Origin of the sequence: Vibrio nitrifigilis (genome assembly GCF_015686695.1) — a bacterium.
Lineage (GTDB): Bacteria > Pseudomonadota > Gammaproteobacteria > Enterobacterales > Vibrionaceae > Vibrio > Vibrio nitrifigilis.
Window position 1 is genome coordinate 1,038,189 of record NZ_JADPMR010000001.1, and the last position, 12,424, is coordinate 1,050,612.

Annotated in this window: 11 protein-coding genes; 5 read left to right on the forward strand and 6 right to left on the reverse strand. The window is 42.9% G+C overall.

What is annotated here, in order from left to right; genetic code table 11:
• Positions 1 to 68 precede the first annotated feature (68 nt).
• Complete coding sequence (locus I1A42_RS04700) at positions 69 to 2,210, forward strand: AsmA family protein (RefSeq protein ID WP_196122790.1); 2,142 nt, start codon at positions 69 to 71, stop codon at positions 2,208 to 2,210.
• 51 nt (positions 2,211 to 2,261) lie between these two features.
• Here I1A42_RS04700 and I1A42_RS04705 read toward each other — a convergent pair whose 3' ends face one another.
• The 4 genes from I1A42_RS04705 to I1A42_RS04720 are packed head-to-tail and all read right to left on the reverse strand — an operon-like array spanning position 2,262 to position 5,459.
• On the reverse strand, positions 2,262 to 2,981 hold the full coding sequence (locus I1A42_RS04705; RefSeq protein ID WP_161154863.1) for a DUF554 domain-containing protein: 720 nt from the start codon (positions 2,979 to 2,981) through the stop codon (positions 2,262 to 2,264).
• 12 nt (positions 2,982 to 2,993) lie between these two features.
• The gene (locus I1A42_RS04710; protein ID WP_161154865.1) at positions 2,994 to 4,496 is read right to left on the reverse strand and encodes a UbiD family decarboxylase; all 1,503 of its coding nucleotides are present in this window, start codon (positions 4,494 to 4,496) and stop codon (positions 2,994 to 2,996) included.
• Positions 4,497 to 4,527: 31 nt separating this feature from the next.
• Complete coding sequence (gene lpdD / locus I1A42_RS04715) at positions 4,528 to 4,890, reverse strand: prenylated flavin chaperone LpdD (RefSeq protein ID WP_196122791.1); 363 nt, start codon at positions 4,888 to 4,890, stop codon at positions 4,528 to 4,530.
• The gene (locus I1A42_RS04720) at positions 4,887 to 5,459 is read right to left on the reverse strand and encodes a UbiX family flavin prenyltransferase (RefSeq protein WP_196122792.1); all 573 of its coding nucleotides are present in this window, start codon (positions 5,457 to 5,459) and stop codon (positions 4,887 to 4,889) included. The genes lpdD and I1A42_RS04720 overlap by 4 nt, the downstream gene beginning before the upstream one ends.
• Positions 5,460 to 5,525: 66 nt before the next feature.
• Here I1A42_RS04720 and I1A42_RS04725 point away from each other — a divergent pair, with 66 nt between their 5' ends.
• Positions 5,526 to 6,422 (forward strand): LysR family transcriptional regulator, encoded by an 897-nt coding sequence (locus tag I1A42_RS04725; protein ID WP_196122793.1) that lies wholly within the window; start codon positions 5,526 to 5,528, stop codon positions 6,420 to 6,422.
• 39 nt (positions 6,423 to 6,461) lie between these two features.
• Here I1A42_RS04725 and I1A42_RS04730 read toward each other — a convergent pair whose 3' ends face one another.
• The gene (locus tag I1A42_RS04730) at positions 6,462 to 8,240 is read right to left on the reverse strand and encodes a tannase/feruloyl esterase family alpha/beta hydrolase (RefSeq protein ID WP_161154873.1); all 1,779 of its coding nucleotides are present in this window, start codon (positions 8,238 to 8,240) and stop codon (positions 6,462 to 6,464) included.
• Between the two features lie 105 nt (positions 8,241 to 8,345).
• On the opposite strand from I1A42_RS04730, the gene I1A42_RS04735 reads away from it, so the two are divergent.
• The gene (locus I1A42_RS04735; protein ID WP_161154875.1) at positions 8,346 to 9,149 is read left to right on the forward strand and encodes a MerR family transcriptional regulator; all 804 of its coding nucleotides are present in this window, start codon (positions 8,346 to 8,348) and stop codon (positions 9,147 to 9,149) included.
• Positions 9,150 to 9,303: 154 nt separating this feature from the next.
• Positions 9,304 to 10,116, forward strand: a complete 813-nt coding sequence (locus I1A42_RS04740; protein ID WP_196122794.1) for a recombinase family protein — start codon at positions 9,304 to 9,306, stop codon at positions 10,114 to 10,116.
• Positions 10,117 to 10,218: 102 nt separating this feature from the next.
• Here I1A42_RS04740 and cobO read toward each other — a convergent pair whose 3' ends face one another.
• A complete protein-coding gene (cobO, locus tag I1A42_RS04745; protein ID WP_161154879.1) occupies positions 10,219 to 10,824 on the reverse strand; it encodes a cob(I)yrinic acid a,c-diamide adenosyltransferase in 606 nt (201 codons plus the stop codon).
• Positions 10,825 to 11,202: 378 nt separating this feature from the next.
• On the opposite strand from cobO, the gene I1A42_RS04750 reads away from it, so the two are divergent.
• Complete coding sequence (locus I1A42_RS04750) at positions 11,203 to 12,348, forward strand: pectate lyase family protein (RefSeq protein WP_161154881.1); 1,146 nt, start codon at positions 11,203 to 11,205, stop codon at positions 12,346 to 12,348.
• Positions 12,349 to 12,424 lie beyond the last annotated feature (76 nt).

The following is a 12,424-nucleotide window of genomic DNA, read 5'->3' on the forward strand; positions in this document are numbered from 1 at the left end:
GTTAACTATGTGCCACTTTCTTTTTGGGTTGACCATTATTTTCTCTTGCAACAACAAGGAACGCGCAGATGAAAAAGCTTTCGATGATTCTTATCGCTATTTTGGTGATCGTATTCGGTTCTGCTTTTGCTCTTGTTATGTTTGTAAACCCCAATCAGTTTAAGCCTCTGCTGGTGGAAAAAGTAAAACAACAGACGGGATTAGACTTAAATATCGAAGGTGATATTAGCTGGCAGTTTTTCCCAGCGATTGGTTTAGAGTTGGGCAAAACGGAACTCAAAAATCCAACAGGGTACAGTTCAGTCAATTTATTGAAAGTCCAACACGTGGATATCGATGTATCACTGTTTGCGTTGTTAGAGCATAAATTGCAGATTGGCAATGTGCGAGTTGAAGGTGCTGAAGTGCATCTAGAAACCTTGGCCAATGGTCAATCGAATATTGACGCGTTAAAGAAAAAACCGAATGACACGAAGCAACCCCAATCAACAGTGTCATCGAGTAATACCACGCCTCAATCATCTGTTACCCAGCCAGCAGAAACAACCACAGAAAATAGCCAGCGTTGGCAAGTCTCATTAGAAGGTGTTGATATTGTTAATGCTGTGCTCGATATTCAAAATCAGCAAACGAACACTTATACCAAATTATATGAGGTGCAATTGAGTTTGACTGAGTTTGCCGTTGACGAGTGGACCAGCATGACGTTTGGTTTTAAAGGTCAACATAACAATCAGCAATTTGCATTGTCGGGGACCAGCCAAATTAAGCTTGCTGATGATCCGATTCGTTCACAACTTAAGGATCTGAGTATTAAAGCCAGTTATAGCAGTGGCGATACTCAAATCGATAGTGCACAACTAGATATTGCGGCATTTCAACTGGGTAAAGCAAATACTATTGAGTATCAAGCTAACGGGACCAGTGGTACAAATACGTTTGATTTGAAGGGAAAAACGTCGGTTATTGTTAATAAAGATTTCAACAAAATTGGTGTCGATGCTTTTGGTGTTGATGCAAATTTATCAGGAGATGGATTACCTCAGTCACCATTAAAAGTGTCGTTCGAGGCGAACATGGCCTATGACCTAGACAACCAAACTATCAAATTATTACTGACGAAGGCTGCGCTAAACGACGCTGTATTAACTGGCAATATGACGGCAGAATTAACCGATATACCTAAGGTTAGGTTTGAATTAGCCAGTGATAAAATCGATGCGGACGTGTTTTTAGCACAGAAGAACGATAAATCTGGGGAAAAAGCTAAGCCGAATGCAAAAGGTGAAGCTCCGTCTGCCAGTGGTAGTCAAAAACCAGCGCCAACTGCTGAAAAAGAGCCTGACTTGTCTGTATTACAAAATCTAGATATTGCGGGCCAGATAAAAATAGGACATTTGATTTTGCAGCATGCCCAAATGAGTAATGTTGCAATGAAGCTAGCGATTAATCGAGGTCAGGTTTCGATTAATCCGTTCTCCACTGAACTTTACCAAGGCAACATGACGACAAAAATCACACTTGATGTACGTCAAGCGCCGGCACAATATCATCTGATTGGCACGATTAAAGATGTAAAAGCGCTTCCTCTACTTAAAGATGTGGCAGACAAGGATATCCTTGAGGGGACAGCAAATGCTACCTTCGATCTTTCAGGGTCAGGGTTGGCGTCAACGGCTATACAGAAAAATCTAGTGGGTAAAGCTCGCACTGAGTTTACCGATGGAGCAATTAACGGCATTAATATTCCTCAGCTCATCCGCACGACCTATGCTCGTATTAAAGGTGAAAAAGTGACGGAAACCGAGTCTAAAAAAACAGATTTTAGTGCCCTCACTGCGACATTGGCATTGAGTGGAGGGAAGGTTAAAACTGATGACTTATCGATGATGTCACCATTATTGAGAATTCATGGTTCAGGTAATGCTGATTATATTAATCGTGATATCGATATGTTGGTGCGCACTTCAATTGTCGGTTCGTTAGAGGGGCAGGGCGGAAAAAGCATCGATGCTCTTCGTGATGTCACCATCCCTGTTAAGATTACCGGCTCATGGGAAAAACCTAAATATAAACTCATTTTTGATGATGTGATGAAAAAGAAGGCTGAGAAGGAACTTGACCGAGGGTTGAAGAAACTCGATGACAAAATCAAGGATGAGAAAACCAAAAAAGCCGTTAATAATTTACTAAAAGGGTTGTTCAATTAGCCATCATCAACAAGGAAAAAGAGGAGAGCGAATGCTCTCCTCTTTTGGATTTTAGTGGCCCGTAAATGCAACCCAGTAGTAAGACACTGGCATCGCAATAAACAGTGCAGGTAACATATTCGCAATCGCGAAAGATTTAATACCAGCGATACGGAACCCCGTTGCAAACATGATCAATCCACCAACAGCAGAGAAATCCGCAATCATAACAGGGTTGGTTAATGGCATAATTGAAGCCGCACCAAAATATAGCAATGCCTGAATAATGAATTGAGGAATTGCAAGTACCATAACAGGCAAACCTAAGGTGATAGCGAAAATACCAGCAGTACATAGGTCTAGGAATGCTTTAATAATCAACATGGTTGGATCACCAGTCATACCTTCGTTCATTGAACCGAATACTCCCGTACCACTTGCACAAAGCAGCACGAGAATCGCAATGAATTTTTCCATGTACTCTTCTTGGCTTAGACCAGCACCGGCAGGGCTACCAAAACGTTCCATAGCGCCTTTTACTTTGCCAGCCGCTGTCTGGATGTGTTTTTCCAGGTTAATGACTTCGCCAAAGATTGAACCAATCAGAATAGAAAGAACAACAGCTGATAGATTTTTTACGTGACCAGTCATTGCCAGACCAAGTCCCATAGAAGCTAGACCAAAGATAAGTGGTAAACCGTTACGAACGCGTTCGCTTACTTTGCTACCTAGAAAACTCCCGCCAGCTCCGCCAATAATAACTGCGGCGCCATTAATAAATGGACCTATCATGTTATGTTTTCCTTATTTGTTTTTTGGAAGGAAGCGTTCGTAATCAACTTCCATGAACTGTGAACGTTGGAAACGAGTATCTTTTAGCTCGAATGGAACAGTACAGTCATAAATAGTTTTACAAGAAATACCGCGGCCTTTGATTGATGGGCTCATGTCAGGCATTTGTGATGGATCAAGAACGTGAGTTGATGCGCCAGGGATCACTATGGTATCTACATCAGCTTGGTGACGAGTGTTAAGAGCCCAAAGTACATCGTTTGAGTCAAAGAGATCGACGTCTTCACCTACGATGATTACGTTTTTCAATTCTGGGAACGCACCAAATGCAACAAGTGCTGCTTGACGTTGACGACCTTCGTCTTTTGGCGATTGTTTTTCGAATTGCATTACAGCCATCAATTTACCGCCGCCTGAAGAGTGCGCGTAAACGTTTTTCACACGACCTGGCATTGCACGTTCAGTCATAGACAGAATGCTTGCTTCAGTACAGATACCCGCTAGAGAAACGTGCTCTTCACTGCAACCAATACAAGTTTGAGTGATTGGGTTTGTACGAGTGGTCACAGATTTCACTTTGATCACAGGAAGGCTAGGGTTTGCACCGCCAGTGTATCCTGGGAATTCAGGCATTGCTTTACCAGTGTTGCTGTTTTGGTCTTCAACAACGCGGTAATCCGGCATGATTTCGCCTTCAATAACGATTTCAGCGTGAGCAATTGCTTTAGTATCCACTGTTTTAGCTTGTACAAGTTCGACTGCTTTGTTACGGAAAGCACCAGCGATTTCTAGTTCGTTAAAACCAATTGGAGTTACTGGTGGCTCGAAACATGCTGAAACGTATACCGCTGGGTCTAGACCAATGTTCACCGTGATTGGTAATGGTTTGCCTGCTGCTTCCGCTTTTTGACGGAATACGTCGATGTGACGACCGGGGGAGAAGAAGATAGACACTTCATCACGAGCTTGGAAACATTGACGGTGGATAGTTACGTCACTTTCGCCAGTTTCTGGATCTTCTGCGTAAACAAGACCTAGAGTGACGTATGGACCTGCATCTTCAACAGTGTTTGTTGGTGCTGGGATGATTTTACGGATATCAAAATCAGGATCGCTTGCTAGGTGAACTACTTCTTGACATGCTGCCTGGTCAACAACAACCGGTTTGATTGGGTTGTTTACAGCGTTCATCATGGCACGGCCAAGGTTTTCAGGTTTGTGACCTAGAAGAAGCGCAGTACGAGCACGGCTAGCAAGAACACCGATAGCAACAGGAGATTTAGTGAAGCCTTTCACGTTATTGAAAAGCATCATTGGACCTTCTTTAGTTGGACGCATAGTTGTACCTGCTGCGCCAACGTGACGGTAAACACCAGATAATTCACCAACTGGATCGACTTCAACATCAGTTTCTAGTAATTGACCTTCGTATTTAGAAAGAAAATCAATTGCTGTACGTAGGTCAGAGATTGACTCACGCGCTAGAAGATAATCTTGATCTTTATATGTTTTCATGTTTTTTCCTTCAAAAAGTGGAATTTTTGATCTAGATAGCAATAAGTTTTTCAATTAGTTTGTTCACTAATTTCTGAATCACTTTTATCTGATCTGGATGAGCATCATCGATGTGAATACCACACGTCACACACACGACTGCGTTAAGGTGTGAGGCCAACCGCAGCGCGATAGAATGCGCAAGTAAATCTTCTTTATGTCCCATCACTGTGAGAACAGAGACAGAAGCACTTGTTTGAGTTGAATCTTGTAAGCTCGGTCTTGGTTGTGCCATCGCCACCGCACCAATATGAGGGCATTCACCCCCATAAATAACTACACAATAATCAGGGCCAGCCTCGATAAGTTGTAAAGTGACGGTAATGTCAGTCAGCGTTTCAGTGAGGGTGATCATTTGTCTTCACACCAGCGTTTGTAGTGAGTCGCTTCAATATCGAACTCATGTAAAATCTTGCCGACGATATGGGTTTCCATATCTTCAATCGTTTCAGGATGGTTATAGTAAGTGAGCATTGGTGGCATGATGATTGCGCCATATTCGGTCGCAGTCAGCATATTCTTGAGGTGCAATCGGCTGAGAGGCGTTTCGCGAGTCACGAGCACTAATTTACGGCGCTCTTTGATATTCACATCAGCCGCACGAAGCAATAAGTTATCAGAATAACCGTGAGCGATTCCTGCGAGGGTTTTCATGCTACATGGCACAACAATCATACCGTCGACACGGAAGGTACCGCTAGCAATGCTCGCACCGATATTCTCATTGTCGTGTAGGACATCGGCTAGGCAGTGTAGCTCGAGAAGGTCATAGTCGGTTTCCATTTCAATGGTTCGTTCAGTACCACCAGATACTACGAGGTGTGTTTCTATTTCAGAATGATTTCTTAATTCTTTCAGTAATTTGAACGCAAGTGGGACACCACTGGCTCCACTCACTCCAACAACGATTCTGCGTGTAGTCATGTATTTCCCCTTTAATTACTAAGGTTTCTAGTATAGAGATTGTTGTGATCATGGCTATAACGTAATATGAATTTGTTAGTGCCATTAAATGCATTGTTAGAATATCGCAGCGTGACAGCCGCAGCTGACCATCTCGGTATTGCTCAGCCAACCATGAGTAAGCACTTGGCTCAACTTCGTAAGATATTGAATGATAAACTGTTGGTGCGTGTAGGAAGTCATATGCAGTTAACCCCAACTGCGCACAATATCCAAGCGACCTTGAGTGGCGTTCTTTCTGGATTAAACGATATATTTGCTGCCAGTTATGACCCTTTGAAAGACAAGCGTGAGTTTATTATTGCTTGTCCTGATTATGTTAGCGTGTACATCATGCCAGACGTTATCAAACCCTATTTACACGATGAATCGCAGCTCTCTTTTCACATTATCAACTGGGATGTTCAGGCACGTAGTTTACTGCTGGAAGGATTGATCGATTTTGTGATCACCATTGATGAAGATTTTGCACCGAACTTTATCCGTAAGGTCATTGATAAAGACGATTGGGTTATGGTGATGAGTGAAAAACACCCGCTAGCGAATAAAGAAACCATCACTATGGAAGAGTTTTTGGCTCAGCCTCACGCTCAAACCATTACTGGAGGGGGGAGTTCTAAACAGATCGATCGGTATTTAAAAAATCATCAGCTTAAGCGTAACGTTCGATTGATTACCCAAGGGTACATTCAGATGTATGTAGCCATTCGTGATAGTGAATTAATTTCAGTTGTCCCTAAACATCAGGCGGCCAATATGGCAAAAGATTTTGGACTGACATACCGCTCACTCCCTTTCGATGTTGCACAGTCACAGCATTCCGTGTACTGGCATGAAAAATTTAATAACGACAGCTCTCACCAATGGTTTCGCGATCATATTATTAATGAAATCGTCAATCACCCGTGTCATCGAGTGGATTAAAAAGGATAGGGCCAATAGCCCTATCCAGACACATAATGTTTACTCAATGATTTCTTTTCGGGTTGTACATTGCAGCTGATTATTGACCGGTTGACAGTTTAACTGTTTGTTAGTGTCATAATATTCTGCACCTGCCCAAGAATAAGTAGCCGGTCCTTCAGTCCCCATCGCTTTATGGAAATTGACGGCTTGATTTACATCGCCACTCCCGTTATATACCGCGACATAAGGGAATGGGTAAACTGGGCGAGTACGTAGCACTTTGCCCTGTTTAGCATGTCCAGGTTTGCCTTTACGTTGCGCTTTTTTCTTTGCGAGTTTTTCAGGCGCGCCTGCACCATCCCATTTCGGTTTTGATGTTTGAGTGGTTAAGATGCCATCAGGCTTCTGACCTTGTTCTACCCATTTAGTTAGTGGCGTCAACAAATCAAACGAACTTGGACCATCCCCACCAAAGCAGTGGTGCATACCAGGAATCAAATAGAAGTTCATAAACTCGCTTTGTTCTTTTGCTCCCATGTAATTCTTCACAGCTTCGTAGTAAGCAATACTATTGATCGGTGAAATGTGCTGATCAGACCAACCATGCCATAAGATTAATTTACCGCCATAGGCTTTGAACGCTTTTAAATCAGGATCCACGGCGCTATACATGCCGTATAGAGGACGCAATTTATCAAAGGTTGCGAGATTAAATTTTAAATCGCTTAAACTGAAGTGCTGCGGATTGTGTTCAAATAGCACTTTTTGTAACGCACTTTCAGCAATCATGGTGCTGAAAATTTGGCTAGAATTTTTGCGCGGAACAAATACCCCTGGCCATGCTAACTCAGAGCCAGGAAGTGGGGCTCCTAAGGTAAGTGCTATTCCTGTTTTGGGATCATGAGGGCCCGCATAGATGCGCTTCAATGCTGTGATTTGATCCTGAGTTAGACACTGTTCGGTCTGGCCCTTTTTACACGACAGAACTTGAGGATTAAAGTGACATTGGCGTGGGTCGCTCAACAAGCCATCTTTAAGGCCGTCTAATGCGTCGCATTGATCAAGCACTGCTTGATGGATAAGAGGCACGTCATCGGCAGTAATTAGCGGTTGACCATCTTTACCTGTATTCACAGTGGCTAACCAACCGTGATGCATGGAGTTTTGTACCGAAAAGTTCATTGCAGGTGCTCCCGCAATAATCCCGTTAAAATCTTTAGGGAAGCGTTGGGCTTCCATCAAGGCTTCTCGCCCGCCATCTGAACACCCGTTAAAATAGGAGTACCGGGCATTTTGGCCGTAATAGTGACGGATTAATGTCTTGGCGGCCAACGACGTGATGTGCACTGAACGATAGGCAAAATCAATTCGTTTTTGAGCGTTATCGCCAAAATCACTACTTGGACCATCATGTCCCATATCTGTCGCGGCTAACACCATATTTGAACCGAGTACCAGTGGGCATTGGTCTGCTGCACCGACACGTAAGTCGACACGGCCACATAAGCCACCACAACCTAACTGCATATAGCGTTGGCTCCAGCCTTGCTTAGGAAGTTGTACTGTAAAACTGATGGTCGGAGCCAGTGTCCCTTTCACCTGACAGACCACGTGTCCTTGTTGATCTTTGGTCTCTTTTGCACTGAGCACTTGACTGCCTTTGCCCCCTAAAGCGACCAGGTCAACTTGGCTCAGTGAAGCGCAATCGGCGACAGGAGACACTTCCGTTAAGGTGTCCGTTGTGGTGGCGTGATTTTGTGTCGCCTTGTGCTGGTGACTGCACCCCACTAACACCATGAGCGCAATAGCAGCGCTGAGCAATATTTTTATTTTCATTAATCACCTCAATCGATTATTGAACATATCTAATAGTGAAAAGTGTAAAGGTTAGAGTTACTCTAAGGTAAAGAGCTATTTTGCAAATTAGTGAGGTTGTCACACTTGGGTATCAGACTGTTTTCTATTCAAGAATTTTCTCGAATAACGGATATTTCACCTCATACACTGCGTTTCTTTGACAAAATTAATTTGTTAACGCCTTTGCGCCAGCCCAATGGGTATCGGCAATATACAGTGAAACAAATTGCTCAGGCTGAAGTGATTACGCTGTTACAAAAGGCAAAAATGTCAAATACGACGATTGCCTCGTTACTACAAGGCGGCATGACCAAAGATATGATCGCACAATTCAAAGAGAGTCATCTCGCTTTGAGAGAGGAAATGCGTCAGTTGGAAATAGCGCATAATCAGCTTGGCGAGGCTATCCATCGCCTCGAAGAGATGGCCTTTGTCAAAGATAATCTTAATCAGCCATTTTGTGTATATCGGGATGCCACGACGCTTGGTTATGTAGAGAGTGGAACGGAACCAACTCATATAGTGGATTTGTTTGCCACAATTCACCGCATTATTGGTGAACCTTCATGGGCGTATTTAAAAACTCACGGTGTGATCACCGCCAGTAGTGCCGTTAATGGCAACGCCTACCCATTGTTAGCGATGTATGTTGATGATGCTCGCTTGATGAAGCACCGTACCATGATGATGCCTGCTGGGCGGTATTGGTCGGTATACAGTGCGGGAAGCATGGAGAACAACCCGGCGGTAGGGGAATTAATTCAATTAGTGCATCAGTCTGGTCATTCGATCCCAGAAACAATTTACATCCAGCAAGTGAGTGGGCCGATGATGGAACAGAATAAACAAAAATTCATTGTGCAAATTTTGCTTCATATCGGTAAATAATTCATATAAATCATATTAATAGTGAATTTATAACCCCATTCTCTTTTTTTGATTTTGCTTAGTCACTGCATTTTTTGGTTCATTAGGTTGACTGGTCCATAAATAGGTTCTAATATGAACCACATGATCAAATGAACCAAAAAAGGAAGAAACTATGAGTCATTGTTATGGTTACATTCGTGTATCACCAAAAATTAAAGATATTGATTCTCGTATCGAAGCATTGAAAACCCAGTATCAAGACATTGAATTATTTGTAGAGACTGGCATAAAAGGGGGCGTTCCTCTCAGTGAGCGACCTAAGTTCCAAGAGCTTGATGCCAAATTAGAAAACGGTGATGAGCTTGTTGTTTGGTGGATTGATGAATTAGGTAAAGAGTTTTCACATTGCCTAAACAATATCAAGACGCTGATTGATAAAGGCATTACGATCAAATCGAATGTGGAATCACTAGAATTTAAGCTAAACGATAACATCAGTGATGCGTTGATTAAAATGCTAAAAGGTTATGCTGAATCTGAAAAACATCGCCGCTTGTTTGCTGCAGAACTCGGTCGTCGCGCTCTAAAACAAGAGCCGGGTCACTGGAAGGAAAAGTTCCGTGGTCGCCAGAAAAACGAAGGTCAGCATCAAGAAATCGCTCAAGCCTTGTTTGAAGGTAAAACGTTGCAAGCCGTCGCTGATGAAACTGGTGCAAGTTTATCTACAGTTAAACGTGTTAAAGCGAAAATTAAGCAGCAAGATGAATTAGGCACTTTGCGCGGTCGTGGGCATGGTGGCAGAGGTCATGGTGGTAAAGGCCACGGTGGTAGAGGTCATGGTAGTCGAGGTGATGGTAGTCGCGATCACGGTAAAGGCATGGGACACGAAAAAGGTCGAGGCCACAAAATGTACGGTGAAGGGAAAGGTCGCCGTCGTGGTCAGGGCAAGATTGTTCCAGAAACTGAGAGTACAGAAAGCGAATAAGTCTTACATAGCCTTGAATAGGCATCGCTGAAAATGAAAGTGTCGGTTCTGCGGAGGGTGAAGAATTGACACTTACCTTTTAGAGAGTAAGTGTCTAATTAATTACCAATCGACGCCTTGCAAGGCTTTTACACCGGACTCAAAAGCATGCTTGATATTTTTCACTTCGGAAACAGTATCGGCAATCTCTATCAATTGGCGGTGTGCGGCTCGGCCTGTAATGATGACCGATTGCATTGCTGGGCGATGGGTTAACGCTTCAATGACTTCATCTAAATCGATATAACCGTAATTCACCATGTAAGTGAGTTCATCAAATAGTACGACATCGAGCGTCTCATCTTTTAGCATACGCTGACACTCTTGCCATACCACCTGAGCCGCTGCGGTATCCGTTTCTTTATTTTGAGTTTCCCAAGTAAAACCAGTGGCCATGACTTGGAACTCAACCCCTAGTTTTTCTAGTAGGTTACGCTCACCATTATCCCATGTTCCTTTGATAAACTGTGCAACAGCACATCGTTTACCGTGCCCTAACGCACGAGCGACGGTACCGAATCCTGAAGTCGATTTCCCTTTTCCATTACCCGTGATAATCAGCAGTAATCCTTTGACTTCTTGAGCTGAGGCGATTTTTGCATCTACTTTATCTTTTACTTTTTGTTGTCGAGCTTTGTGGCGCTCTTGTTTTGTCTTGTCCTCAGACATAATCCATCCTCATCGTTCGTATTTAAGAATAATAACCCAATATGGTCACTACAAAAAACCATGAAGAACCAAAGGGCAACTGCTCAGTATTGATGAACAGATCATTGTTCATAATTAACCGTTTACTGTTCTGTAAGTTGATGAATTGTATTCTTTTTTTGTTATCGTATTTGATAGGTTTATAGCAAGATCTGTGTGATATTTAGCCGCGCTATGGAATTAGTTGGAACCCAATTCATTCTTTTTAAATAACAATTTTATTTTCTTGTAAGAAAGTATTACTCAACTAAATACACATAAACTAAGTGCTTATTTGTGTGTATGGGTGTGACTAAGGGAAACCTTAACACGAATTGTGTGATACACGGGAGACGTTCAATGAATGTCCAAGCGTTAAAAAAGAGCGCTGTTGCGTTGTGTTTTCTTTCCAGTTTATCTTTGGGAGTAGCGCAAGCAGCGGATACAGGTGGCTATGCCACTACAACGGGTGGTGATAGCTATACGTCTACAACAGTAACGACACTAGCAGAACTTAAAGCCGCGATTGCTAATGGTTCTCACCACATTATAGTTAAAGGTACGATTTATGGCGGTAGTTCTCTAACTACCCTTACCTTTGCCACAACTGACTGGAACAACACCACGATTGAAGGCGCTTCAGGTGGTAATGCTGCTCTAGAAAACATCCAACTGAAGTTTGATGGGGAGCAACTGAGTACCGGTACCAATATTGAAAATATCAAAATTTCCAACCTTTCTTTCTACGGCAATATCTCTGATTTACAAAATCTACCAACACAGATTTATGGTACTGATGACAACGTTGGGATTAACTACGAAGGCGTTTCATTGCGCCGTATTACCAACGCCTACATTACGCATTGTAACTTCTTTGATACCAGTGATGATTTAATGAGTGTGACGCTTTCATCTGACGATGTCACTATTTCCTATAATCATTTCTATTTTACGGACGATTGGGCAAATATGAGTCCTGACCCTCTCTGGAATTGGGTGGGATCGTATACGGATTTAGCTGGTGAGCGTCTGGCGATGGTTATCGGTGCAAATTATTCTGACTCTTATGTAGCAACTGGATATTTACATGTGACGGTCCATCATAACTGGTTTGGACCTAATATGCGTGGACGTCCTTTGTATCGTGGATGGGTTCATCAATATAGTAATTTATTTGATAACCATCCGGCGTTAACTGGCACGGTCACGGCTGAAGATGGTAATGAGTACACGCAGAAACAATACGAGGCCGATCAGATTGTAAGTGGTGGCGTGCTGTATTCTGAATCGAATTATTTCTATTACACCAATAATACTAATACGATCTCAGAGGACTCCAGCGGTTATGACTATAAGTTCTACGAGAAGAACAATACGTACAGTAACACGACGGGTACCTCAAGTACTGGGGACAGTTTCTCTTCCTTCCCTGGTGATTACAGTTATACGGTGACGTCTGCGAGCAATGTACCGAGTGTGGTTGAAGCGAGTGCCGGGCCACAATAATAGAACGTAATCAAGAACACTTTTCCTTTATTGGTAGAGACTGCTATTTTGATTACGCTGCATAAGCAGTCACTTT